Source organism: Mesorhizobium sp. M7A.F.Ca.MR.148.00.0.0, from assembly GCF_003997735.1.
GTDB lineage: Bacteria > Pseudomonadota > Alphaproteobacteria > Rhizobiales > Rhizobiaceae > Mesorhizobium.
This window is the reverse complement of record NZ_RZTB01000082.1, coordinates 1-25,677: the sequence shown is the minus strand read 5'-3', so window position 1 is coordinate 25,677 and position 25,677 is coordinate 1. Positions and strand designations below refer to the sequence as shown.

The following is a 25,677-nucleotide window of genomic DNA, read 5'->3' as shown; positions in this document are numbered from 1 at the left end:
GCACTGGCCGAAGGCATTCATGGCGTGCGCACGGTGCAGAGCCTGGAGCGCCAGCACGTCAATTTCGACCTTTATGACGAGAAGGTGCTGGCCAATCTGAATGCCCACCTAACATCGGCGAAATACGCGCAGGTGATGGTGCCGATCGTCGACACGCTGACCGGCATCGCCATGGCGACCGTCATCGTCGTCGGCGGTTCGATGGTGCTGTCGCACAGCCTCGACATCGGCGTCATGGTGGCGTTCCTGTTCTACATCCAGCGCTTCTTCGACCCGATCCGCTCGCTGACCATGCAGTACAGCGTCATGCAGCGCGCCATGGCTTCGGGCCAGCGCATCTCCGAAGTGCTCGACGTGCCGGTCGACGTCAGCGACAAGGACGGTGCTATCGCGCTGTCGCGCGACATGGACGGCTCGGTCGAGTTCAGGAACGTCACCTTCGGCTATAGGCGCAACCAGCCGGTGCTGAAGAACATCTCCTTCCGCGTCAACCCGGGCGAGACCGTAGCCCTTGTCGGCCCTACCGGATCGGGCAAGTCCAGCTCTATGGCGCTGGTGCACCGCTTTTATGATGTCTGGTCGGGCGAGGTTCTGGTCGGCGGCCATGATGTGCGTGACCTGACCCAGGATTCGCTCGGCGATCAGGTGGCGATGGTTCTGCAGGAGCCGTTCCTGTTCTCCGGCTCGGTGCTGGAAAACATCCGCTACCACAAGACATCAGCCAGCCGCGAAGAGGTGGTGCGCGCCGCACAGGCCGTCGGCGCGCACGATTTCATCGAGAACCTGCCCGATGGCTACGATACCGAACTCGAGCAGCGCGGCGGCAATCTCTCGCTCGGCCAGCGCCAGCTGATCAGTTTTGCGCGCGCGCTGGTGGCGGATGCAAAGATCCTGGTGCTCGACGAAGCCACGGCCAGCATCGATTCCTACACCGAGATGCTGATCCAGAAGGCGCTGATCACGCTGCTGGAAGGCCGCACCGGGCTGGTCATCGCCCACCGTCTTGCCACCATCCGCGGCGCCGACCGCATCATCGTGCTGCAGAACGGCGAGATCGTCGAAAGCGGCAACCACGACCAATTGATGGGCCGAAAAGGCCTCTACGCCCGCCTCTACAACATGAATTACGCCTCCTTCGACGACATTTCGGAAGGCGAGCTGGAGTTGGATGCGGCGGTCGGCAAAGCGACGTGATTGGGCCTACTGATGACCACAGGCGCCTACGCCATTTCGGGGCGTTTTGAACCCTCGCGGATGGCCTTGTGCACGCCGCGCTGCAGATCCATGAATGCAGGGCTTTCCATCACCTCTTCGCGGCGCGGGCGCTCGATATCGACGTTGAAGGTCTGCGTGATGCGTCCCGGGCCGATCCCCATGACGACGATGCGGTCCGACAGATAGACGGCCTCCTCCACATCATGAGTGACAAACAGGACGGTCAACCTGTGTTCCTCCCAGATCTGGGTCAGCAGTTCCTGCATCTGATGCCGGGTCAAGGCATCGAGCGCGCCGAATGGCTCGTCCATCAACAGCATCTTGGGCCGGTAGGAAAGCGCGCGCGCAATGGCGACGCGCTGTTTCATGCCGCCCGAGAGTTCGGCCGGATAGCGGTCGGCGCTGTCGGACAGCTTGACGAGTTCGAGATGCTCCAGCGCGATCCTGCGGCAGGTCGGGCGATCGTAACCGGCGGCCTTAAGGGCAAATTCGATGTTCTGCCGCGCCGTCAGCCAGGGAAGCAGCGTGTAGGACTGGAAGACGACGCCACGGTCGAGACCCGGCTGCAGGATCGGCGCGCCATCGATGCTGAGATCGCCGGCGTCGAAGTCCTGCAGTCCGGCCACGATCGACAGCAGCGTGCTCTTGCCGCAACCCGACGTGCCGACCAGGGAGACAAACTCGTTGTCGGCAAGATCGAGGTTGATGTCGCGCAGCACTTCCGTGCGCCGCTCGCCGGTGCCGAAGCTCTTGTGGAGACCGGCGATCCGCAATTTGGGGGGGCTCATCGGCTGGACCTCATTGCGAGCGGCCCTCTTGTTTGAACAGCACCTTTTCCAGCGCCTTCATCACCTGGTCGGTGATGAGGCCGAGCAGGCCAAGCAGCAGGATGTAGCCGATGATCGTGTTGGTCTGGAAATACCGCTGCGACACGGTGATGCGATAGCCGAGCCCCGAAGTCGCGGCGACAAGTTCGGCCAGCACCAGCCAGGTCCATGCCCAGCCCAGGCTGATGCGCAGCGTATCCCAGATGCCCGGCAAGGCGCTGGGAACGACGATGCGCGTCAGGATCTTGCGATCCGGCAAGCCGAGTGTACGCCCAAGGCCAATGAAATCGGCTGGAACCCGTTTCACATTGTCCATGATCATCAGCACCTGCTGGAAGAAGGTGCCGATGAAGATGATCAGGAATTTCTGCGAATCGCCGGTGCCCGCCCACAGGATGGAGAGCGGCACGAAAGCGACGACCGGCATGTAGCGGATGAAATCCACCAGCGGCTCGATGGCCGCTTCCCAGGAACGGAAACTGCCGATCAGCACGCCGATCGGTATCGACAGGGCCGAGGCGATGAGGAAGCCGATGGAGATACGGTACATCGAGGCTTTGAGGTCCAGCCACAACGTGCCGTCGGCGGCGAGCTTGGCGATCTGCATAGCTACGCTGCCCGGCGACGGCAGGAAGATCGGCTTTACCAACCCCAGTCCGGTCGCCGCCCACCAGGCAAGGCCGAGCCCGACGAACACGGCCACCGCGATGATCAGGAAGCGCGACCTGGCGATGGGCACGCCGATCCCGGAGGATCGGCGGCGCCTCGCCGGTTTCGTGACCGGTCCTGCCGCCGGTCGCTCCCGGGGCATCTGTGTCACCACCGCGATCCGGCCTTGGTCATTCCGCTGCCTTGACGAAGGCCGGGTCGATCATCTGCTCCGGCGTCACATCGGCCTGCAGCAGCTTGGCGTTCTTGGCGGCGGCTTCGACATCGGCGAAGGTCTTGGTGGTGAAGTCGCCTGTCAGCGCCGTCTTGTTTTCGGCGAGTGAGTAGTAGCGTACGCCGTCAAAGGCGGTGTTGAGGTCCTTGACGTCCGAACCGACGGCCTTGGCGATGATGGCGCGTCCACCGGGCGTGTCGGCATTGTAGTCCTTGAGCGCCGCGTCCCAGCTCTTGACCATGGCCAGCACCTGGCCGGGCCGCGACTTGATCACCTCGTCACGCACCACCAGCACGTCGCTGATCAGGCCGGGATCCTCGCCGGCGGTGAACAGCAGCTTGAGGTCCTTGTTCTGCGCCATGGCGACGGTGAGGTACGGTTCATAGGTCACCGCGACCGGCACCTGGCCGGCGATCAAGGCGCTGCCGGCGTCGGACGCCGGCATCGGAACCGGCTTCACATCGTCGATCGACATGCCGTTCCTGGCGAGCGCGTATTTGAGCAGGATGTCGCTCGTCGTGCCTTCCTCGAAGGCCACCTGCTTGCCCTTGAGGTCCGCGATGGAGGTGACGTCCTTGCCGGCGATGATGGCGTCGGCGGTCATGGAAACGTCGAGCAGCAGCACGATCTTCACCGGCAGGCCGGCCGCAACCATGCCCATCGCCGTGTGGGTGGCGATGTTGGCGGCGTCGAGCTGGCCGCTTGCAAGTGCTGCATTGATGTCCTTGTCCTCGGCGAAGTTGACGATCTGGACGTCGCTCAGCCCGTTTGTCTTGAACAGGCCCTTGGCCTCGGCGACATGCCACTGGCCATAGCCGAGCCAGGGCTCGATGCCGATCTTGAACGCTCCTGCCTCGGGCGTGGTGGGAATGGCCGCATCGGCTGCGTAGGCTGCCGGGGCGGCGGCGAGCCCGATGGCCGCGGCCATCACGAGCGCGCGAAATTGTCCTGTTAGGTTACGCATCATCTTTGTTCCCCTTGATGATCAGACCGCTTTTTCCAACCCAGGCAGCCGGTCTGGTGAGACTGCGGGTTTCTGCTCTTGCGGCACTGTGCCTCGGCGTCTTACCTGCCACTTCATGGTGAAGTGCTAGGATATTTCAACGTCAGCGGGAGCGGATGTCAAGGCTAAAATACATACATGCATATACAAGTTGGAAAGACTCAATTTTCACGCTTTTCCGGATCGATCCGATCGAGGAAACCCGTCACCCGATCGGCTCCGGCAACGGGTTCGCTGCCGACCATGACCGCGACTGAGAAGGCAATGAGGGAGGAGACCCGCGTATGGCTGCGCGCGCCGGCCCGCAGGTTCATGACCAGCGTCGGCGACAGGAAAAGACCGGCCCGCAGCACCGCGCGCCAATCGGCCGGCAGCATGCCGCGCCGTTTGAGCTCCAGCAGCAATGGCCGCCACAGCGCTGTCGCCTTGACCTCCAGCAGGTCGCTGCGGACGGGGCTCAGGTCCCAGTCCGTGTCGACATGGAGCAGATTTCCGTCCAGCCGCGCCTGGGCGCGAAAAGCCTCTGTCGCGGTCGCCGGATCATAGAGCCAGAACGGATGGGCAAAGATGTTGTGGAACGTCGCCTTCACCTCCGCCAGCAGCGTCGGGATATGCGAGCCGGCAAAGGCGGGATCGAAGAAGGACAGCTCCGCCCTCCCCGCCTTAGCCGTGTACCAGACATTGGCGTTGTGGGCGTCGCCATGCGCGACCACGCCGCCGGCATCGGCGAGCCGGTCGGGCCGCAAGCGCACCGCGGCGGCATCGAAAAGCTCACCGACGCTGTGGGTGTACTGCTGGCCGTTGATGACGAATTTCAGCCGGGAAAACCGATCCCAATCCAACTCGACGCCGGGAAAGACGAACGGCTTGCCGACGTAGAAATCGGCCAGCCGGCCGCCTGGTGACAAGCGTGTCTCTGCATCGATCAGCCGCTCATGAAACAGCCTGTGGATCGGCTCCGCCGCCACGTCCTCGGCAGTGACGGGATGCAGCGTCTCGAGATAGACCTTGAGCAGCCTGGCCGACAGGTCGCGCTCGGCAAGAACGGCTTCTTGCCGCTTGCCGGCATCGTCCTGCGCATCCAGCGCGAACAGCACATCCGAAAATCTCGGATCCGTGCGGCGGCGGTAGACAAGGATCTGCTCGCCGGGCTGCGCCGACATGTGTACGGGCTGGTCGACCGGCAGGCCGGCGCGCGACAGAATCTCGGCGCGGTAATACTCGCCCGTCATCGCCTCCTCCCGCTCCTCCTGATGGAACTTGAAGAAGTAGGCCTTGCCGTCGTCTTCGAAGAAGCCGTTCAGCGAATTGAGGCTGTATTTGTCGAAGTTGATGCGCACATTGCGGGGACTCATCGCGAACAGGTCGCCCAGCAATGCCGCCAGCGCGCTTTGTGCTTCGGCAACATCATGCTGCGCGAGTGCCCGGATCTGCGCGGTGCGACTCGGTGTCTGCGTCATCTGTTGTCCTTCTTGGCCCGTCCATTCGAGAGCGAAAGCGTTCTCGTCAGAACATGTATTGGCAACGAAACCGCTCCGACTTGCATTCGTCCTGCTTCCGTTAGCTGCTTTTTGAAGGGGAATAGCGGCTGCCGAGCGAGTAGCGGCTGCCGGCATAAGTCAGCTTGCTGATGGTGGCCATCACCGCGCCTGTCCATGTCCGGCGGTGCAGGAAAAGGCAGCAGGCGCCGACATCGATGCCCAGATGCCGCGCCGTCTCGGCGTCGGCCGGGATCGCCGAGATGATATGCTCGACTTCGGTCACCGGGGTTTTCTGCATGAGATAGTCGTAGGTCGCCGTCTTCGAAAAATCCTGCTTGTCGTAATCGGGAATGAGGCTCGGATTGACGAAGCGCTCTTCCAGCTGCACCGGCAGATCATTCTCGAAATTGACGACGACGGAATGATAGATCGAGACGCGCTTTGGAAACTCGAACGACAGCGCCAGCTCCTTTGTCGGCATGATGGTTTCGAGGACGAGGACTTCGGAACGATGCCTGTTGCCGCGCTCGACGATCTCGGCTGCGATGTTGTTGATCTCGATCAGCGTCGATTGCGGCCGCGGCGGCGCGATGAAGGTTCCCACACCTTGCAGGCGGATCAGGAACCCGGCCGAGGTCAACTCTCTGAGCGCCCGGTGAACCGTCATCCGCGACACGCCGAGCGACGCCACCAACTCGTTCTCGGACGGCAGCTTGCGATCCTTGCCCCACCGGCCCGTTCCGATGTTCGCCAGGATGTAGTCCTTCACCTTCTCGTAAAGAGGGCTGGCCGTGTCGGGCAAAGTGATCATTTCAAAAGTCCTTTCCGGGGATTCATCGGAAATCACGACTGCTCGACAGGTTGCCGCATGCGGATGATTGTTTTCAAGCCGTCGCTGTGTCCCGCCAACAGCCGCTCATAGGCAGCCGGAATGTCATCCAGGCCGATCTCCTGGTCGATCAGCGCCAACAGCGGTTCGCTGAGTTCACCTAGCATCCGCACCGCCTCGGGCAGCTCATCGGCAAAGGCGTGGCATCCCAGCAAGCCGATTTCGCGTTCGACCAGCGTATTGGGATCAATGTCGAGGCGGCCATGGAAGATGCCGACCATGGCGATCGTGCCGCCTGGATCGACAACGCCAAGCAACTGGTTGAGCGCCGCGACGCTGCCGGTCGCCTCAATGGCCGCGAGCAGCGGGGCATTGGCGGTTGCGGCGGCAATGGCATCTCGGTTCAGATCGACGATCCTGGCACCCGTCACCTGCGACACGCGGGCGCAGCGGGCCTGGTTGCGGTCGGTTACGAGCACGGTGCCCGCAAAAGTTCGAGACAGCAGCAGCGCGGCAAGACCGCCGATCGGCCCGCAGCCAACGACCAGCACGGAGCCGGCAGTTTTCGGCAGGCGCCGCACCGCGTGCAGCGCCACCGCCAGCGGCTCGGCCATCGCCGCGACCCGCTCGTCGAGCCCGGCATCGATGATAAGCAAAAGCCGCGCGGGCAGCACCGCCTGTTCGGCAAACCCGCCGTCGCAGATTTCTCCCACAAAGCCCAGCGACACACAGAGATGCCGCCTGCCGCCATGACATTGCGCGCAGTTTCCGCACCAGAAACGGGAATCGGCGACCACCCTGTCGCCGACGGCGAAGGCGTCCACGCCCGCGCCGATGGCAGTCACCGTGCCGGTCAACTCATGGCCGGCCGTCGAAGGCGACCGGCTTATCCACTGTCCCGTGCGGAAATTGTGCAGGTCCGAACCGCAAATGCCGGCGGCGTCGACCCTGAGCTTCACCCAGCCCGCATCCGGCACGCCTGGCGGGGCGATGTCCTCGATGCGCAAGTCACCAGGTCCATACAGTCGTGCGGCCTTCATCACGATCGCTTCCGCTCAACCGGCGAGATAGCGGTCGCGGATTTCCGAGACCGCGTTCTCATGCGAGCTGAAGCCCTCGTAGCGGGCGAGCCTGCGGGCGTGCAGAGCGAGTTCCGGATAGGCCACCGAGGTGACATAGCCGACCGACGAGCGCTTGACGAAATCCGTTACCGAAAGCGGCCCGTAGGTCCGCGCCCAACGGCTGGTCGGCAGCACAGCATTGGGACCGAGAACGAAGTTGGCCAGCGTCACCGGCGTGTGCGGGCCCATCAGAATTTCGGCCGCCTCGGTGATGCGCCCGAGATGCGCGAACGGCTCCTTCGACAGGATCTCGAGATGTTCGGGCGCATAGTCGTTGATGAAGCGGTAGCTGTCTTCCAGCGACGCGGTCAGCACGATGCCGCCGCGCTTGCCGGTCAGCACCGCGCGCGAAAACTCCACACGCTGTTCGGTCATCCGCGACCAATGCTCGGGAAGTGCAGCAAGCGCTGCTTCTGCAACCTTGCGGCTGTGCGTCACCAGATAGGCCGAGGAATCCGGCCCGTGCTCGGCTTCGATCAACAGGTCGAGCGCGGCAAGGCCGCCGTCGACGCTGTCATCGGCAAAGATGATCGCTTCCGACGGGCCGGCCGGAAGGCCTGTGTTGATGACCGACGACAGCACGCTCTTGGCCGCCACCACCCACGGGCTGCCGGGGCCGACGATCTTGAGCGCGGGCTTCACCGTCTCGGTGCCGTAAGCGACGGCGGCAACTGCCTGGGCGCCGCCGCATTTGTAGACCGTGCCCACGCCGGCGAGACGCGCGGCGACCAGCGTTGCCGCGTCCACCGACCCATCCGGTGTCGGCGGCGTCACGATGGCGATCTGCGGCACGCCGGCAATCACCGCCGGCACCGACGTCATCATCGTCACCGACGGGAAGGCGCCCTTGCCGCGCGGCACGTAGAGCGCAACGGATGCGATCGGCGTGTACCTGTCACCGGCATAGGCGCCCGGCCGGACTTCCTTGAGCCACATCGTCTCCGGCTTCTGCTCTTCGTGGAAATGCCTGATATTGTCGATGCCGAACCGGATGCTCTGGACGACATCCTTTTCCACCTTGTCGAACGCCGCGTCGAACTCGGCTTCCGACACCTGCAGTTCGCCCTCGGCGACATTGGCCTTGTCGAGTTCCCTGGCAAAGCGGATCAAGGCGGCGTCGCCTTCATCCTTTACGGCCTGGATGATCGGCCGGACCTTCTCGACGAAGACCGTCAGATCGGCCTCGGCACGCTTCAGCAGACTGGCGCGCTGGTCGGCATCGATGGATGACAAATCGTGGAAGCTGATGTCGGACATGATTGCTCGTCTCCTGGAACTCTTGGAACGCAATGACGGTTGGCCCGTGGATGGCCATAGTTCTGCGGGTCGACAGGCCGACCGGGGCAAGGATCAAAGCCGTCGAGAGGCTTCACCGGGCAAAAGTATATACATGTATGTATGATAGTCGCCAGCAATTTTTCATCATCCTTCCCGTCGAAACCACGGAGACAAACCTGCCTCGTCAGATCGAGGCGAGAAAGCCGCCATCGACCGGAATGGACTGGCCGGTTATGTAGGCAGCCGCATCCGAAGCGAGGAACACGGCGATGCCATGCAGGTCGTGGAGGTCGCCGAAACGACGCTGCGGGATCTTGGCCAGCATGGAGTGCTGCCATGCCTCGTTGCTGTAGAAAACGTCGGTCATCGCCGTCCTGAAATAGCCCGGCGCGATCGCATTGACCCTTATGCCAAGCTCCGCCCACTCCGCCGCAAGCGCCCGCGTCATGCCGAGCAGGCCCGACTTCGACGAGCCATACGGCACCGCGGTGGGAATTCCGACTTCGGATGTCAGCGAGCACAGATTGATGATGGCACCAGGACGGCCGGCATCGCGCATCTGCCGCGCGGCGGCCTGGGCGCAGAAGAACGCTCCCTTGAGATTCGTGTCGACGATCCTGTCCCACAGCGCCTCGTCGACATCGAGCGAGGGCCGCACCTCCTCCATCCCGGCATTGTTTACGAGAATGTCGAGACCGCCAAGCAGGCCGGCAGCCTCGTTGGTGGCTGCCCGGCAGCGGCCGACATCGGTGACGTCGAGAGCGATGGCGTGCGCCACTCCGCCGGCGGCGCGGATGGCTGCCGTGGTGGCCTCCAGCGAGGCCAGGCTGCGCGCCGTGACCGCGACGTCGGCGCCGGCAGCACTCAGCGCCTCGGCGATGCTGCGCCCGATGCCCCGGCTTGCACCGGTGACAAGCGCCTTCCTGCCGGACAGATCGAAGAGAGAAGCGTTGCGCATGTGATCCTCCTGATCGGTGTTGGCCTCGGCGCCGGTATCAATGCTATCAGATCGCAGGTTACATATACAAGCATATACAAAGCATTTCAGCTGCGGTACTGATGACGAAATCCGCTGCAAAGGAGCCCACCCGTGTCGAAAGCCTCGGATATGGTCCGCACCGAAGTCAACCGTTTGTCGCCCTACAATTCCGGGCTCACCATTGACGAGGTCAAGGAGCGATACGCACCGGCCAGGATCGCCAAACTGGGCTCCAACGAAAACCCGCTCGGCCCCAGCCCGACGCTAGCCACGACGATGCATGCCGGCCCCGAGATGTTCCGCCTCTATCCGGACCCCGCCGGGCGCAAGCTGCGCCAGGCGATCGGCGACAAATATGCCGTCGCCGAGGGCCAGATCATCCTCGGCAACGGTTCCGAAGACCTTCTCTCCGTCATCAGCCGTGCCGTGTTGCGGCCGGGCGACGCGGTCGTCACGCTCTATCCGTCGTTCCCGCTGCATGAGGACTACGCAACGCTGATGGGGGCGACCGTCAAACGCGTTGTCGTCAACGACGATCTCACCATCAATGTCGATGCGCTGGTCGAGGCGGTGCGCCAACGGCCGCGCATGCTGCTGTTTTCGAACCCGATGAACCCGGTCGGCAGCTGGCTCTCCGGCGGCGATCTGTCGAGGGTTCTGGATGCGGTCGGCGACGAGACGCTGATCGTCATCGACGAAGCCTATGCCGAATATGCCAAGGGCGACGATTATGCATCGTCCCTGCCCTATCTCGAAAAGCTGGAGCAGCCCTGGATCGTGCTACGGACCTTTTCCAAGGCGTTCGGCCTGGCCGGATTGCGGATCGGCTTCGGCATCGTCGGTGACCCGGAGCTGCGCGCGCTGCTCGATCGCGTCCGCACGCCTTTCAACGCCAACGCGATGGCCCAGGCCGCCGCACTCGCGGCACTGGCCGACGACGAACACCTTGCCAGGGTCGTCGCGCTGGCCAGTGCAGAGAGAAAACGCGTCGAGACTTTCCTGGCGAGCAAGGGCCTCGACGTCGGTGCCTCCAGGGGCAACTTCCTGTTCTTCAACTGCCGGCAAGATGCTTCCGCCTTCGTCGAAGGCCTGCTGCGTCAAGGTGTCATCGTCAAGCCGTGGAAGCAGCAGGGTTTTGACACCTATGTGCGCGTCAGCATCGGCTCGACAGCGGAGAACGACCATTTCATGGCCGTTCTGTCGGAGCTGTTGTGAATACACGCTTTGGTCGGGATTCGGACGGGCAAGTTGACCCGCGCCTTGCGGCTGCGATGTGCCAGTTCGGACACGATGTCACTCTGCGGCGCAGTTCGTTGAACGAAGGCAATAGATTTTTTGGGCTTCAAGCCGACAGCAGGCCTTAACTTTCGCGGCGTGGGTTTTTACATCTCGGGGGTCTGCAAACGATCGACGCTGAGGAGGCTCCCTTGCAGCAACCAGATGACATCGCCGCCCGCCGATTGGGCATTCTCATCGAGCAATATGTGGAAGCGCGCAAAAAGCGCTACGACTATGTGTCGACCGAGCAGGCCTATCGGGCCATCCGGCAGGTCCTCAAACCCGCCATTCCCGATCGCGAACTCGACGACATGGTCGCCTCGCTTGCCGTGAAGAACGGCCTGGCGGTCGTTTTCGACCGCCAAACCAAATCGTCTGCCGATCATGTTCCTCGGGGCACAAGGCCCTAGATCAACGCAGGTCTGCAGGCGTCGAGCGCCACATCGATACGGGGCCAAACGGCCCCGTATCGATGTGCATCGCCGGAGGAACGAGCGATTCACCCGCGCCGTAGGCCTGTGTGCCGCGAGCCGACGGGCGTGGCGGCTTCAGGCGGCAGTGCTGACCTTGCCCGGCTCAAGGATCGACTTGACCTTGTCGGCGACGGCGCGTCCCAGATCGGCGTTGTTTCCGGCAGTAAAATGGATGCCGTCAACACCATCCGTGGTGAGGTAATCGCCGGCATTGAGGAAATCGATCTTCATGAAATCCGCCATCGCCTTGTACTGCCTGGCCAGATCCCTGGATTTTTCGTGCCCGCCACCAAACATGCCCTCGAACCACGGATCGGGCATCGGGGTCAGCGGCGGCGGCGCAATGACCAGCGCCTTGGGAGCCGGATAAGGGGTGCCGATGCCGCCGGCACTGGTCAGGATCTGCCCGACCAGTTTCGCCATTCCATTGGCGATCTCATAAGGCGTCCGGCGGAAATAAGACTTGGTGTCGTTGGTGCCGAGCATGACGATGACCAGGTCGAGCGGCAGATGGCTGGCGATGGCCGAGGGCAGATAGTTCGCCCCGTTCAGGCGCGGATCGTTGGGGTCGTCGAGACAGGTCGTGCGCGCGCTCAGGCCTTCTTCGATGATGTGGTAGCCCGCCCCCAGCGCCGCCGCCATCACACCGGTCCAGCGCTGATCATAAGGGTAGCGGTAGGTCGGCGACCCTTCCTTGACCGGAACCCAGCCCCAGGTCAGCGAGTCGCCGTAGCACATGATGTTTTTTGGCGGTGACATCCATGTTTCTCCATCTGTTTGCAATTGTCTGAACGCCGGCGCACTTGCTCTTCGCCGTTTCAAATCAGGGGTTTCGCACGCGCACTCCGTAGAAGATCGCCGCGCCGAGGATGATGACGCCCTGCGCGATGAGCTTGCCGGGCTCGTCGATGCCGAGCACCGTCATCACCACGAACAGCAGCGCAAAACACAGCGCCCCGAAGAAAGGCCCCCAGACGCCGCCGTCGCCACGACCGAAGACGACGCCGCCGAGGATCGTTGCCGCGACCGCCAGGATCGGCAGGTCGAGGCCGATACGGACGCTGCCGACGGCGATGGAACCGGTCTGCACCAGGGCGGCGATCGCCGCGATCAGGCCGGCGAGCGTATGCGCCAGGATGACCGTGCGCTGGACCGGCACGCCGGAAAAATGCGCGGCTTCGGCATTCTCCCCGACCGAAGCGACGTAGCGGCCAAAGATGGTCCGCGACAGAAGCAGCCACACCGAAGCGGTCAGCAGGACCCAGAACAGCACCGGCGTCGGAACCGACAGGAATTTCGTGTTGTATAGGTCGTTGAACAGCTTCGGCACATCGCCGGGCGGATTGCCGCTCGACAGGAACTGCACCAGCCCGACCAGGATGATGCTGACCGCCAGCGTGACGATGACCGCCGACACCCGCCGGTTGCCGATCATGAAGCCGTTGAACAGGCCGATGACGAGGCCGGTGGCGAGCGCCAGCACGACGAAGAAAGGCATCGACGCGCCGGGGAAAGTGCCCGACGAGATGAAATAGTTGATGAGCAGGATGATGCCGCCGCCAGAGAGGTCGATCGACTTCACCCGCATGACGACGAGCTGCCCCAGCACCAGGATGCCGAGCGGCACGATCTGCCTGACGAAGATGCCCATGATGTTGAGGTTGAGCATGTTCGGCCGCGCGATCCACAGCGTCGCCAGCAGCACGATGAAGACAAAATAGGACGGCGGGATGCGCAGCAGACGCCGGGCGATCGGATTTGCGAGAACGGCGGCCATCGCTCAGAGCCCCATTTTCTTGCGGGATTGCAACCCGACCACCGCCAGCAGGATGCCGCCCTTGATCGCTGTCTGAACAAAGGGCGAGACGTTGGCGAGGTTCATGCCGTTAGCCAGCAGCGCCATGACCAGCGCGCCGATCACTGTGCCGTGCAGGCTGCCGATGCCGCCGGAGAGCTGGGTGCCTCCGAGCGCCACGGCGGTGACGGTATCGAGTTCGAAAAGCAGACCGACATTCGGATCGCCCGACACGATGCGCCCGGCCAGGAAGACACCGGCAGCGGCCGCGAAACAGGAGCAGACCACATAGGCGAGGATAATGTTGCGGCGGTCGGAGACGCCGAAATTGCGGGCAGCGCTTTCGGCGCCGGACGCGATGCCGCCGCCGATCGCAAACAGATGCAGCCCGTACCGGGATCCGTAGAGCAGTTTCCACGCTGCCAGGATCACGATGATGCCCCAGAAAACCGGATAGGGAATGCCGAGGAAACTGCCCGAGACGGCATCGATGACGATCTCCGGCACGGTGCCGCCGGAGACGGGCCGCAGGATGCGCGTGATGCCGAGCACGATGTACTGCGTCGACAGCGTCGCGATGATCGGATGGACGTTGAAGCGGGTGATCGCCATGCCGTTGATCAGCCCGATGAGTGCCGCCAGCACGAAGACCGCCGGGATCAGCACGATCGCCGGCTGGTCGAGCGCCAGCACCGCGGTGGTGAAGCTGATGACCGAGCCGACCGACAGGTCGAGCCCGCCGATGAGCACGACGACGAGCTGTCCTATCGCCGCGATGATCAGCGGCATCGCCTGGGCCACCAGGTTGAAGAGGTTCTCGGCCGTGGCGAACTGCGTCGTCTCGACGGTCAGCCACAGCGAAATGAGCAAGGCGACCAGCAGTGGCAGGCCCCACAGGCCTTGCCGCGTGTTCCGGCCACTCAGGATGTTGAAAAGCGAACGATGCATGGAGGCCCCTAATGCTGGCGCGCGGAGCCGCCCGTCAGGGCCGCGTCGAGGATCTTGTGTTCTGTCGCCTGCGCTGCCGGCATTTCGGCAACGATGGTGTCGTCATGGACGACGTAGATGCGGTCGCAGAGCCCGATCAATTCGATCGTCTCGCGCGACAGCACCAGCACGGCGCCGCCCTTGGCGGTAAAGTCGCGCAGCAGGTGGTAGATCTCGGACTTGGCGCCGATGTCGACGCCGCGGGTCGGCTCCTCGACCAGCAGAAGATCGAGATCGGCGGCCAGGTAGCGGCCGAGCAGAACCTTTTGCTGGTTGCCGCCGGACAGGGAGCCGACCGGCGCGGACGGCCCTGCCGCCTTTATGTTCATGACCTCCATCATGCGGGCGATCACGTTTCGATACGGCCGCGCCGGCGCGAGTTCGGATCGCCTCGAATGCAATCCGATGGCGATGTTGTGGGCGATCGGCAAAGCAAGGAAGAGCCCCTCTTCCTTGCGGTCCTCTGGAACGAAGCCGACCCTCAGCTGCTGCAAATGGCGAACGCCTGATGATGCCGGGAGCGGCATTTTCAGCGCTTTGCCGTTGACGGAAATCGTCCCGGCGGAGGGATGATAGCGGCCGATCAGCGATCTCAGGAAGCGCTGCTGGCCCTGCCCCTCCAGTCCGGCCAGGGCGACGATCTCGCCCTTGTGCAAAGTCAGTGACAGCGGCCGCGATGTCTCGGTGATCCGCAAGTTCTCGACGCGCAGGATCTCGTCGCCTTTGTTATCAGTACGATCGGGAAAAAGGTCCTGGAGTTCGCGTCCGACCATCATGGTGATGAGGTCGTCGGTGGTGATCTCGGACACCATTCTGGTGCCGACCAGTGCGCCGTCCTTCAGCACCGTCACCGTGTCGCACAGCTCGAAGATCTCCTCCATGCGATGCGAGATGTAGACGACAGCCTTCCCCTTATCGCGCAGCCGGCGGATGTTGCGGTTGAGCACATCGACATCGGCCGCGTTGAGCGCCGCCGTCGGTTCATCGAGGATGAGCACGCCGGCGTCGGCCTGGATGCAATGCGCGATCTCGACGAATTGCCGCTCGGCTATGGTCAGGTTTGAAACGAGTTGCGACGGGTCGAGCGTGAGGCCGAGTTCGCCAAGCGCCTTGGCGGTCTGGCTGCTCATCACCCGATAATCGATCGAGCCGAACCGGGTCGTCGGCTCCCGGCCCAGAAACATGTTTTCGGCGATCGACAGATTGGGCAGCAGCGAGTGCTCCTGGAAAACGGTCGAAATGCCGGCATCGAGTGCGGCTCGCGGCGATTTCAGATCGAGCTTCTCCCCGTTCATGAAGATCTCACCGGAATCGGGCTGATGCACGCCCGCCAGGATCTTCATCAACGTCGATTTGCCGGCGCCGTTCTCGCCCATCAGGGCGTGGACGCTGCCCGCCTTGAGATCGAGGGAAACGGAATGGAGCGCCCTGCTCCCTCCGAACGCCTTCGAAATGTGGGACATCTCGATAAGATTGGTCACGAAACCCTCGAACGAACCGGATTCGACAGATGGAATGGCCTGCGGGGAATGCTTGTCCACTCCCCGCCAGCCACGGCGCCGTCACTTCTTGCCGTAATATTCCTTGAGCTTGTCTTCTGGCAGTTCGCTCGGCCACCAGACATTGGCGGTGAGGTCGTCGCGATAGTATTTTTTGGCCTTGTCCTGGTCCCATCCGTCGGGATTATAGACATAGCGCTTGTAGAGCTGCTTGCCTTCCAGAAGGGCAACGGCGGCGCGCACGCCGGCCGCACCTTGGGCGGGGCTGTATTCCGGCGAGATCGACTTGAACCCGTCCGTGATCCACTGGCCGAAATAGCCATTGTTGCCCTCGCCCGAAATCGGCGGAACGGGCGTGCCGAACTGCTTGAAGACATCGACGCAGGCGCGCGTCATGTCAGCGCCGGACGACCAGATGCCGTCAACCTGTGGGTTGTTCAGATAAAGCGTCTCGCACAGCTTCTTGGCCTTGTCGTACTGCCAGTCACCATGCTCCTCGGCGATGATCTGCACATGCGTGCCTTTAAGTGATTCCAGTAAGCCGTTGTAGCGGTTGGTGTCTTCCGGATGGCCGGCCAGGCCACGCAGGACCCAGATCTTGCCGTTGTCGCCGACGGTCTTGACCAGCCAGTCGCCCATCACCTTGCCGAAATGCTCGGCGCCGCCCTGGATTTCGGTGGTGTAGGCGTCGGAATCGATGCGGCCGGTGTGAAGGATGACCGGGATGCCGGCGGCGACCGCCTTGGCGATGCTGGCATTGGCCGATGTGCTGGTCACCGGCTGAACGATGATCGCGTCGACATGCTGCGCGATCAGGTCCTCGATGTCGGCCACCTGCTTTTTCTGGTCGAAGCCGGCATCGAGCAGGATGAATTTCGAGATGCGCTTGTCCTTGGCCGCGGCGTTCTCCGCCTCATGCGCCACCTGTACTGTCCAGGTGTTGGCGTTGACGCCGAAGTCGCTCATGCCGATGACCCAGGGCGGGTCCTTCTTGAACGCACCGGCCGCGGTCATGCGCGTGTCGTCGGGGCGCGGCGCCACGCCGTCCATCAGCTTGATGTCTTCCGCATGCGCCAGCGACGTCACGGCAAGCGTGGACGCAACGAGCATCCCCAGGCCGACGGTTTTCAGCAATCCTAACATTAAACTCTCCTCCTTGTGGTTGCCCCGGCCTACGAATTCGTATGGCTGGCCGTACGAATGCGTACGGCCATGAGACGCTCTCCCAATGCATGCTCGTTGTCGCAAACCGACCGATGCACGCAATTCTCCCGCCCCCGAACACATGCGTGCCGAAGCCCAATTCCTGCTGGACGATGATGACGGTCGAGAACTCCTCCGGGCACTTTAGAAGCACAGCGGATTCGCCCTGTCAATAGTTAGTCATGTTGAATGACTATTCCCTTGCTTGCCTTTCATCGCTCCTCTATCCATCATGATTGGCGCTCGCCGGCTTCGGCGCGCTGTCAGTCCCGGCGGGAAAAACATGCGATCAGTCTTGTGCTACGGCGACTCCAACACGCACGGCCAGATCCCCGGCAGGGGGCCGCTCGAGCGCTATGGGCCGGGTGAACGCTGGCCGGGGATATTGCGTTCTCAGCTAGGCCCCGACTGGTATGTCATCGAGGAAGGATTGAGCGGCCGCACCACCGTCCACGACGACCCGATCGAGGGCGCCCACAAAAACGGCAGAACCTATCTTCGCCCCTGCCTGCAGAGCCATGCGACGCTCGACCTCGTCATCATCATGCTCGGCACTAACGATTTGAAGATCCGCTTCAACAAGCCGCCGTCGGAAGTGGCGATGGGGATCGGCTGCCTCGTCTACGACATCAAGGAGCTGGCGCCTGGGCCAGGCGGCTCGACGCCCGAGATCATGATCGTGGCGCCGCCGCCGATGCAGGACGACGTCAAGGAATGGAAGTCCATCTTCGCCGGTGCGCCGGAGAAATCGCGCCTGCTCGCGCTCGAGTTCGAGGTTCTGGCGGACTCGCTCGAACTCCACTTTTTCGATGCCGGCTCGGTGGTCTCGTGCAGCGAAGCGGACGGCTTTCACATCGATGCCGAGGCGCACAGATTGCTGGGCACCGCACTTGCCCGCGCGGTCGATGCCATCGGCTGGAGCCGCTCGACATGAGCAACACTACAGCCACCGGGCAACGAGCTCCAACCGACGGGGCGACCCTTGCCTGACATGAGGTTCGCACCACCTAATCCCTTGCGCATCGCCGATCGTGCGAGCGGGCTGAATGCGTTGAGCGTCCGCAGCTACAATGAGCGGCTGGTGCTGTCGCTGCTGCTTCAGAACGAGGGCATTTCGCGGATGGAAATCGGCGAAAAGACCGGCCTGTCGGCGCAGACGGCCTCGGTCATCGTCCGTTCGCTCGAGCAGGAAGGCCTGGTCTCGCAGGGCGAAGCGCAGCGCGGCCGCGTCGGGCCGCCCACCATCCCGCTTTCACTCAATCCGGAGGGCGCCTATGCGGTTGGCGTCGGCTTCAGCCGCCGCAGGATCGACATCGCACTCATCGATTTCATCGGCACCGTGCGCTTCCACACGCAATTGCCGGCGGATGAAGCCAATCCCTTTCCGCAAAGCAGCGATCTGTTCGGCGCGATCAGGCAAGCCATGACCAGCCTGCCGGTCGAGGCGCGCAGCCGGGTTGCCGGCATCGGCCTGGCCGTTCCCGACGATGTCGACACGATGGCTGCAACCCGCAACGGATCGAGCACCTCGCTGAAAGCCTTGCAGGGGGAGATCGAGGAACAGATCAAGCTGCCGGTTTTCGTGCAGAACGACATCACCGCGGCGGCCGGCGGCGAGAGCATGTTCGGCGTCGCCAAGCCGCTCAACGACTATTTGTTCTTCTATCTGGGAGCACGGCTGCAGAGCAGGCTCATCCTCAACCACCAGATCTACAAGGGAAACTCCAGCGCCAGCTTCGATCATGGCCTTGTGCGCCTGGAGAGCGAACTGACCAAGCGCCGGCGCCCGTCCGAAATCATCTGGAGCAGCAGCCCCGAGTGGCCTGACCTTGGCGAGGCCTACAGCGAATGGCTAGGGGAATGCTCCAACCGCCTGAAAGCCTCTATTTCCGCACTGACCCAGTTTGTCGAATTCAGGACGGTCGTCCTGTCCAGCTACGCGCCGCAGAAGATCGCCAAGGCCTTGTGCGCCGACATCGGCCGGGAATTCCCCGGCATCGAAGCGCTGCCCGCGCGGGTCAGCATCAGCCCCAAGGCCGTCGGCGCGGCAAGCCTGCCATTCAGTTCGCGCTTCATGATCCAGTGATCGAGCCGAACCGGCGTTGCCGGTCGGCCGATTACGGGCTCTCTGCAGGTCCATCGATGATTTTCAAATGACAAGGCGATTCCGCTTGCCAGGACGCCTCACTTAATAGCATGTTAAGTGAACCCTGAGATCGCCATGAAAATCGCTGCGGATCACGCACTCAACGACAATGCCGCAACCAGCGCCGAAGCGCGCCGCTCGACGGTATTGGGCGATCGCATCAAGGCCTATCGCACCACGCGGCGCCTGACGCTGCGCCAGCTCGGCGACATGATCGGCACCACCGCCAGCTTCCTGAGCCAGCTCGAGCGCGGCCTTTCGGGTGCCAACACCAGCACGCTGATGCTGATCGCCAACGCGCTCGGCATCAGCCTCGCCGATCTTTTCGACGAACGCGAGGTGTCGCCGCACGCGGTGCTGACACGGGCCGAACGGCCGGCGCTGCCGACCAGCGAAGGCTACCGCAAGACGCTGCTGTCGCGCCGGCCGATCCGCGAGATGGAAGTCTATTGCGGCGAGTTCGCCGTCGGCGGCTCCACCGGCGACGTGCCCTACACGCATGGCAACGCGAACGAGATGTTCCTCGTGCTGCGCGGACGCGTGCAACTGACGCTCGGCGACGAGAGCTTCACCCTCGAAGAGGGAGACAGCATCGAATATTCGACCTCGACGCCGCACCGGACGATCAATGTCGGCGATGCGGTGGCCGAAGTGCTGTGGATCATTGCGCCGCCGACAAGCGGCGCCGTCGACCTCGACCAATATGTAGCCCGGAAAACGCTCGCGCCCGGTCTGCCAAAATCAAACAGCGAGCCATCGGAGGGTTAGAAAATGGGAAGCAGATCAAGATTGGCCGGGTTTTTCGGCGCCGCCGCACTGGCCTTGCTTGCGGCCGCCGCTCACGCGCAGAACGCGCCGCCGGCCGGGACCGTGGTGGACGGGTCGCTGAAGGGCAAGACGCTGACCTTCGTCTCCTATGGCGGCATCTACCAGGACGGCCAGGTTGCCGCGCTTAAGGAATTCGTCGACAAGAGCGGCGTCAAGCTTTTGAACGACGGACCGACCGAAATCGCCAAGCTTCAGGCGCAGGTCGAATCAGGCAATGTGACCTGGGATGTCGTCGACACGGATGATTTTCCGCCCTTCGTGCATTGCGGAAAACTGTTCCAGAAACTCGATCTGACCAAGCTCGACATCTCGCACATCCCGCCCGGACAGGTCGGCGAGTGCAGCGTGCCGGCGATGAATTACGGCATGGTCCTGATGTACAAGAACGACACGTACAAGGACAATCCGCCAAAGGACTGGAAGGATTTCTTCGACACCGCGAAATTCCCCGGCACCCGCGCCATCGACGGCAGCGGCAGCCCGCTCGGCGGCCTGATCGAACAGGCCATCCTGGCCGACGGCGGCAAGGTCGACGCCATGACGCCTGCCGATATCGACAAGGGCATCGCCAAGATCAAGGCGATCGGCCCCGACACCATCTTCTGGAAAACCGGCGCAGAATCCCAGCAGCTTGCCGAATCCGGCGAGGCCGACATGATCATCATGTGGACCGGCCGCGCCATGACGGCGGTCAAGAATGGCGCTGCCTATACGCCGGTGTGGAAGGACTGGCTGGTCGTCATGGATCAGCTGACCATCCCGGTCGGCGCCAAGGACCCCGATGCCTCCTACGCGCTGATCAACGCCTATCTCGGCAAGAAGTCGCAGGAGATCCTGACCGAGCAGACCTCCTACTCGCCGATCAACAACGAGGCACAGCCAAAGGTCGACGCGTCCGTCGCCGCCTTCCTGACCAACACGCCGGACCACGCCAAGCTCGGCTATCAGCAGAACATCAAGTTCTGGGTCGCCAACTTCGCCGCTGCGTCCGACAAGTGGACGGCGCTGATGGCCGGCAACTGAGCCGGCTATCACTGAGGTGACGGCGTGAGCCAGACATCGCATACGCCGACGGCCGGGGGTGATCATCCCCGGCCGTCAGGCGCCGTGCAGGGACCGCAGCGGCGCCTGCGCCTTGCCGCCTATCCGTCGCTGCTGGCGATGCCGGCCCTGCTCCTGCTTATCGCGGCGATGGGCTATCCCTTGCTGACCGTCACGCTGCGCAGCTTTTCGGACCCGGCCTGGGGCCTGCAGAACTACGTCTGGTTCTTCTCCACGCCGGTGAACGTCACCGTCCTGTGGCGCACCTTTTCCATCGCCGCCTGGGTCACCATCGTCTGCGTCATCGCCGCCTATCCCTATGCCTATCTCATGACGGCGGTCGGGCCGCGCCTGCGGCTGGTCCTCATCCTGTGCGTGCTGGTGCCGTTCTGGGTCAGCGGCGTGGTGCGTACCCTGGCCTGGGTCATCCTTTTGCAGGATTCCGGCATCGTCAATTCGGTCATCAGGCTGCTCGGCTTTGACGGCGTAAAGCTGATCCGCACGCAGACCGGAGTCGTCATCGGCATGGCGCAGGTGTTGCTGCCGTTCATGATCCTGCCGCTCTATTCTGTCATGCGCGGCATCGATTTGCGCCTCGTGCAGGCGGCGCGCAGCCTCGGCGCGCGGCCCGCACGTGCCTTCCTGCAGATCTATCTGCCGCTGTCGCTGCCAGGCGTCTTCGCCGGCGCCATCATCGTCTTCATCCTGTCGCTCGGCTTCTACATCACCCCTGCCCTGCTCGGCGGCCCGCGCAGCACCATGCTGTCGACGCTGGTGCAGAGCCAGGTGCTCAGCCTGCTCAACTGGGGACGCGGCGGCGCCATGGGGGTCGTCCTGCTGGTCGCGACCTTCGTGCTTCTGGCGCTCGCCGCCCCGCTGATGCGCCAGCGCCACAAGCAGGCGTCCAGATCATGAGGCTGGCACCGTTCCGCATTCTGCTCGGCCTGTTCTGCCTGCTGGTCGCCGTCTGGCTGGTGATGCCGACGCTGGTCATCATCCCGATGTCGTTCAACGAGAAGAAGTCGCTTGCCTTCCCACCCTCCGGTTTCTCCTGGCAGTGGTACGCGAATTTCTTCACCAATCCCGATTGGCTGTCGAGCTTCTTCAATTCGCTGAGGGTCGCGGGCCTCGTCGCCGTTGCCGCCACGCTGATCGGCACGCTGGCGTCGCTTGGCCTCAGCCGCATGAAACATTCCGGCGCCGGCCTGCTGCGCGCTATCCTGATCACGCCGATGATCGTGCCCGGCGTGGTGCTGGCGATCGGCATCTATGCCGTTTTCCTCGACTACCAGCTTGTCGGCACCACCACCGGCTTCGTCATCGCGCACACGATGCTGGCGATCCCCTTCGTCATCATCGCCGTATCGGCAAGCCTCGAAGTCTTCGACGTGCGGCTGGAAACGGCGGCGGCCAGCCTCGGCGCCAACCGCTTCACCACATTCCGCACCGTGACCTTGCCGCTGATCGCGCCCGGTATCCTGTCCGGGCTTTTGTTTGCCTTCGTCACCTCCTTCGATGAAATCATCGTCGCGCTGTTCATCACCAGTCCCTACCTCAAGACCTTGCCGGTGCAGATCTTCACCAGCATCACCCGCGACGCCGACCCGACGGTGACGGCCGTCGGAACCATCATCTTCATTGCCACGACGCTGATCATCAGCGCCGGGCTGATCATCAGCTCGAAATCGACGAGGAGTTGAGATGACTGCGAGGGAACGTGGCGCGGCCATCGACATCAAGGGCGCAACCAAGCGTTACGGCAATTTCACCGCGCTCGATGATGTCAGCCTGCATATCGAGCCGGGCGAGTTCATGACGCTGCTGGGGCCCAGCGGCTCCGGCAAGACGACCACGCTCAACGTCGTTGCGGGCTTCACCGACCTCACCGCAGGCGATCTTGCCGTCGGCGGCAAGAGCATCGTCGCCCTGCCGGCGCACAAGCGCAACATCGGCGTCGTCTTCCAGCACTACGCGCTGTTTCCGCACATGACGGTCGGCAAGAACGTCGCCTATCCCCTCACCTTGCGCGGCATGGACAAGCAGGCGCGCGACCGTCTCGTCGTACGAGCACTGGACATGGTCAAGATGGCCGATTTCGCGCATCGCTATCCCTCCGAACTTTCCGGCGGCCAGCAGCAGCGCGTGGCGCTGGCGCGTGCCATCGTCTTCGATCCGCCGCTGCTGTTGATGGACGAACCGCTCGGCGCGCTCGACAAGAAACTGCGCGAATGGCTGCAGCTGGAGATCAAGCGGATCCACCGCGAACTCGGCACCACCTTCGTCTATGTGACGCACGACCAGGAAGAAGCGCTGGTGCTCTCCGACCGCATCGCTGTGTTCAATCAGGGCCGCATCGAACAGGTCGGAACCGGCCGCCAGCTCTACGACGAGCCGACGACCTTGTTCGTGGCGAAGTTCATCGGCGAATCGACCAGTTTGCGCGGCGAGGCCCAGGCGTCCGGAGACCAGACCAGCCTGACGATCGCCGGCCAGAAGATCGTGGCCTACGGCAAGCTCGCCGGCGGCCGCAAACCGGTGGTCCTGCTGCGGCCGGAGAAGCTGTCGCTTGCCGGCACCAACACGCCTCCCGCCGCCGGGCAGAACAGCCTCACTGGTGAGGTCAGCGAAGCGATCTATCTGGGGTCGGGTTCGAAATACCAGGTGACGCTTCGCGACGGCTCGGTCGCCATCGTGCGCTCGTCGCTGGAAGCCACACCGTTCTCGATTGGTGACACGGTCGATCTGCGCTGGTCCGTCGTCGATGCAAAACTTCTTGCCGACGACGACCGCGCCGACATGACGATGACCTGACCGCTTTTCCCCGCAGGATTTTTAGACATGGACGCCAAAGTCAACGGCAACGTCTCGTTCTGGTATGCCGACATCGGTCTGCCGGCCTACCGCGCGCCGCTTCCAGGTGATCTCGAAGCCGATGTCTGCATCGTCGGCGCCGGCTACACCGGCTTGTGGACGGCTTATTATCTGAAGAAGGCCGATCCTTCGATCCGCATCGCCATCGTCGAGAGGGAGTTCGCCGGCTTCGGCGCGTCGGGCCGAAATGGCGGCTGGCTGTCCGGCGGCTTCAGCTGGTCGCGCGAAAAATATCTGCAGACCTCGACGCGCGGCGCCGTCATCGACATGGAAACCGCCATGCATGGCACGGTCGACGAAGTGATCGCGGTGACCGAGACCGAAGGCATCGATGCCGACATCCGCCGGGTCGACAATCTGACGGTCGCCACCAACCCGCCGCAGCTCGAACGGATCAAGGCCGCCTATGCCGATGCGATCGGCTGGAGCGTGCCGAGCGAGCGTGTCAGCCTGATCGGTCAGGAAGAGGCCAGAGCCCGCATCAACATCAGAAATGTGCTTGGCGGCTATATCCACCACGGCACCGCGCGCGTGCAGCCGGCCAAGCTGGTGCGCGGCCTGTCCGAAGCCGTCGAACGCATTGGCGTGCCGATCTACGAGCAGACCACCGTGACCGGCATCGAGAAGGGCAAGGTCACGACGAGCCGCGGCACCGTGCGCGCGCCAATCATCATCCGTGCCACGGAAGGGTTCACGGCCGGCATACCAGGCAATGAGCGGCTCTGGCTGCCGCTCAACAGCGCGCAGATCATCACCGAGCCGCTGCCGCAATCGCTATGGGACGAGATTGGCTGGGAGGGCCATGAGCTTCTCGGCGACGCCGCGCACGCCTATTGCTATGCACAGCGCACCAGGGAAGGCCGCATCACCATGGGCGGACGCGGCGTGCCCTACCGCTACGGCTCGCAGACCGACGTGCGCGGCCAGACGCAGCAGGCGACGATCGAAAGCCTGCACGCGATCCTCATCCGCCTTCTGCCACAGACAGCCAAGCTTCGCATCGACCACGCCTGGTGCGGCGTGCTGGGCGTGCCCCGCGACTGGTGCACGACGGCCGGTCTCGACCCTGAGACCGGCATCGGCTGGGCCGGCGGCTATGTCGGGCTCGGCGTATCCAGTTCCAACCTGTCGGGCCGCACGCTGCGCGACCTCATCCTGCGGCGCGACACCGAACTGACCCGACTGCCCTGGGTCAACCGCCAGGTCAGCAAATGGGAGCCCGAGCCGATGCGCTGGCTCGGTGTCCACTCGATGTACCAGCTCTACCGCGTCGCCGACGAACGCGAGGAGGCCGGCCTCCAGCACACGTCGAAACTCGCCGCAATTGCCGACCGCATCACAGGACATTAAGAGACTGCCATGACCGATTTCCAGACCTTCTCCCATCTCGCCTCGATCGATCTCGGCGAGCCCTCGCCCAAGCCGACCTCGATCAGCGGCGATCAGTTCGAAGCCTCGAAGACGCTGTGGACCTCGCCCGACGGCACGCTGGAAGTCGGCGTTTGGGAGTGCACGCCGGGCCGCTTCACCGCATCGCGCGAGAGCAATTCCGAAACCTGCCACATCGTGTCAGGCCGGGTATCGCTGCATGGTCCCGATGGCCGCAGCAAGGACGTCGGCCCGGGCGAAATGCTGGTGCTGCCGAAAGGGTGGAAAGGCGAATGGACGATCCACGAGAAGACGCGGAAGCTCTATATCCTGCACTTCGAGGCGTGAGCCGACGTCCGCTTTGGCCGAAGCCTCCCCAAGTTCGTCATCCTAGGGCGAAGCAGGAGCGAAGCTCCGTCGCGGAGACCCTGGGATCCATTCCGTGACAGCCATCGAGGAATGCAGCGGAACAGAATTCTGCACCGCTGCAGCGCTTTGAGGTCGCGGCATGTACCCTTTGGGCTGCGGAGCAGCTCCAGGGGTCTGCGCCGCGTCGCTACGCTCCTTGCTCC

At 63.3% G+C, this 25,677-nt stretch carries 25 protein-coding genes; 12 read left to right on the top strand and 13 right to left on the bottom strand.

Going from position 1 to position 25,677, the window contains the following annotated elements:
- A partial coding sequence (locus EOB49_RS24105; protein ID WP_164781786.1) for an ABC transporter ATP-binding protein occupies positions 1-1,194 on the top strand: 1,194 nt, incomplete at its 5' end.
- Between the two features lie 26 nt (positions 1,195-1,220).
- Here EOB49_RS24105 and EOB49_RS24100 read toward each other — a convergent pair.
- From EOB49_RS24100 to EOB49_RS24060, 8 genes are all read right to left on the bottom strand, one after another.
- Positions 1,221-2,003, bottom strand: a complete 783-nt coding sequence (locus tag EOB49_RS24100) for an ABC transporter ATP-binding protein (RefSeq protein WP_127269920.1) — start codon at positions 2,001-2,003, stop codon at positions 1,221-1,223.
- 10 nt (positions 2,004-2,013) lie between these two features.
- A complete protein-coding gene (locus EOB49_RS24095; RefSeq protein ID WP_127384037.1) occupies positions 2,014-2,781 on the bottom strand; it encodes an ABC transporter permease in 768 nt (255 codons plus the stop codon).
- Positions 2,782-2,881: 100 nt separating this feature from the next.
- Entirely contained in the window at positions 2,882-3,889 is a 1,008-nt protein-coding gene (locus tag EOB49_RS24090; protein ID WP_127382436.1) for an ABC transporter substrate-binding protein, read from the bottom strand.
- 200 nt (positions 3,890-4,089) lie between these two features.
- Positions 4,090-5,388, bottom strand: coding sequence for a hypothetical protein (locus EOB49_RS24085; protein ID WP_127382434.1), 1,299 nt, complete (start codon positions 5,386-5,388; stop codon positions 4,090-4,092).
- Between the two features lie 100 nt (positions 5,389-5,488).
- Positions 5,489-6,220, bottom strand: coding sequence for a histidine utilization repressor (gene hutC, locus EOB49_RS24080; protein WP_127382433.1), 732 nt, complete (start codon positions 6,218-6,220; stop codon positions 5,489-5,491).
- A gap of 32 nt (positions 6,221-6,252) precedes the next feature.
- Positions 6,253-7,278 carry a zinc-binding dehydrogenase gene (locus EOB49_RS24075; protein ID WP_127382432.1) on the bottom strand — a complete coding sequence of 342 codons (1,026 nt, stop codon included), beginning with the start codon at positions 7,276-7,278 and terminating at the stop codon, positions 6,253-6,255.
- Between the two features lie 15 nt (positions 7,279-7,293).
- Positions 7,294-8,616: a histidinol dehydrogenase gene (hisD, locus tag EOB49_RS24070; protein WP_127382431.1), complete on the bottom strand. Its 1,323-nt coding sequence runs from the start codon at positions 8,614-8,616 to the stop codon at positions 7,294-7,296.
- A 205-nt stretch (positions 8,617-8,821) separates the two neighbouring features.
- Positions 8,822-9,595: a 3-oxoacyl-ACP reductase family protein gene (locus EOB49_RS24060; protein WP_127382430.1), complete on the bottom strand. Its 774-nt coding sequence runs from the start codon at positions 9,593-9,595 to the stop codon at positions 8,822-8,824.
- A 132-nt stretch (positions 9,596-9,727) separates the two neighbouring features.
- Between EOB49_RS24060 and EOB49_RS24055 the strand changes: the two genes are divergently transcribed.
- Together EOB49_RS24055 and EOB49_RS24050 are read left to right on the top strand one after the other, a co-directional pair.
- Positions 9,728-10,831, top strand: a complete 1,104-nt coding sequence (locus tag EOB49_RS24055; RefSeq protein ID WP_127382429.1) for a histidinol-phosphate transaminase — start codon at positions 9,728-9,730, stop codon at positions 10,829-10,831.
- Positions 10,832-11,043: 212 nt separating this feature from the next.
- Positions 11,044-11,304 (top strand): hypothetical protein, encoded by a 261-nt coding sequence (locus tag EOB49_RS24050; protein ID WP_127321364.1) that lies wholly within the window; start codon positions 11,044-11,046, stop codon positions 11,302-11,304.
- A gap of 138 nt (positions 11,305-11,442) precedes the next feature.
- Here EOB49_RS24050 and EOB49_RS24045 read toward each other — a convergent pair whose 3' ends face one another.
- The 5 genes from EOB49_RS24045 to EOB49_RS24025 form a co-directional block, all read right to left on the bottom strand.
- Positions 11,443-12,126 (bottom strand): SGNH/GDSL hydrolase family protein, encoded by a 684-nt coding sequence (locus EOB49_RS24045; RefSeq protein ID WP_127271777.1) that lies wholly within the window; start codon positions 12,124-12,126, stop codon positions 11,443-11,445.
- A gap of 64 nt (positions 12,127-12,190) precedes the next feature.
- A complete protein-coding gene (locus EOB49_RS24040) occupies positions 12,191-13,144 on the bottom strand; it encodes an ABC transporter permease (RefSeq protein WP_127272456.1) in 954 nt (317 codons plus the stop codon).
- Between the two features lie 3 nt (positions 13,145-13,147).
- Complete coding sequence (locus EOB49_RS24035; RefSeq protein ID WP_127382428.1) at positions 13,148-14,110, bottom strand: ABC transporter permease; 963 nt, start codon at positions 14,108-14,110, stop codon at positions 13,148-13,150.
- An 8-nt stretch (positions 14,111-14,118) separates the two neighbouring features.
- On the bottom strand, positions 14,119-15,630 hold the full coding sequence (locus EOB49_RS24030) for a sugar ABC transporter ATP-binding protein (protein ID WP_127382435.1): 1,512 nt from the start codon (positions 15,628-15,630) through the stop codon (positions 14,119-14,121).
- Between the two features lie 81 nt (positions 15,631-15,711).
- Positions 15,712-16,791: a substrate-binding domain-containing protein gene (locus tag EOB49_RS24025; protein ID WP_023809403.1), complete on the bottom strand. Its 1,080-nt coding sequence runs from the start codon at positions 16,789-16,791 to the stop codon at positions 15,712-15,714.
- Between the two features lie 343 nt (positions 16,792-17,134).
- Here EOB49_RS24025 and EOB49_RS24020 point away from each other — a divergent pair, with 343 nt between their 5' ends.
- The 9 genes from EOB49_RS24020 (at position 17,135) to EOB49_RS23980 (ending at position 25,453) form a co-directional block, all read left to right on the top strand.
- Positions 17,135-17,785, top strand: a complete 651-nt coding sequence (locus tag EOB49_RS24020) for an SGNH/GDSL hydrolase family protein (protein ID WP_023809404.1) — start codon at positions 17,135-17,137, stop codon at positions 17,783-17,785.
- 57 nt (positions 17,786-17,842) lie between these two features.
- Positions 17,843-18,937, top strand: a complete 1,095-nt coding sequence (locus EOB49_RS24015) for an ROK family transcriptional regulator (RefSeq protein ID WP_127326628.1) — start codon at positions 17,843-17,845, stop codon at positions 18,935-18,937.
- A 135-nt stretch (positions 18,938-19,072) separates the two neighbouring features.
- The gene (locus EOB49_RS24010; RefSeq protein WP_127319887.1) at positions 19,073-19,765 is read left to right on the top strand and encodes an XRE family transcriptional regulator; all 693 of its coding nucleotides are present in this window, start codon (positions 19,073-19,075) and stop codon (positions 19,763-19,765) included.
- 3 nt (positions 19,766-19,768) lie between these two features.
- Entirely contained in the window at positions 19,769-20,848 is a 1,080-nt protein-coding gene (locus EOB49_RS24005) for an extracellular solute-binding protein (protein ID WP_127319889.1), read from the top strand.
- Between the two features lie 24 nt (positions 20,849-20,872).
- On the top strand, positions 20,873-21,781 hold the full coding sequence (locus tag EOB49_RS24000) for an ABC transporter permease (protein ID WP_127382427.1): 909 nt from the start codon (positions 20,873-20,875) through the stop codon (positions 21,779-21,781).
- Positions 21,778-22,566 (top strand): ABC transporter permease, encoded by a 789-nt coding sequence (locus tag EOB49_RS23995; protein ID WP_127382426.1) that lies wholly within the window; start codon positions 21,778-21,780, stop codon positions 22,564-22,566. The genes EOB49_RS24000 and EOB49_RS23995 overlap by 4 nt, the downstream gene beginning before the upstream one ends.
- A gap of 1 nt (position 22,567) precedes the next feature.
- Positions 22,568-23,677: an ABC transporter ATP-binding protein gene (locus tag EOB49_RS23990; protein ID WP_127267128.1), complete on the top strand. Its 1,110-nt coding sequence runs from the start codon at positions 22,568-22,570 to the stop codon at positions 23,675-23,677.
- Positions 23,678-23,704: 27 nt separating this feature from the next.
- The gene (locus tag EOB49_RS23985; RefSeq protein ID WP_127326488.1) at positions 23,705-25,087 is read left to right on the top strand and encodes an FAD-binding oxidoreductase; all 1,383 of its coding nucleotides are present in this window, start codon (positions 23,705-23,707) and stop codon (positions 25,085-25,087) included.
- A gap of 9 nt (positions 25,088-25,096) precedes the next feature.
- Positions 25,097-25,453, top strand: a complete 357-nt coding sequence (locus EOB49_RS23980; RefSeq protein WP_127382425.1) for a cupin domain-containing protein — start codon at positions 25,097-25,099, stop codon at positions 25,451-25,453.
- Positions 25,454-25,677 lie beyond the last annotated feature (224 nt).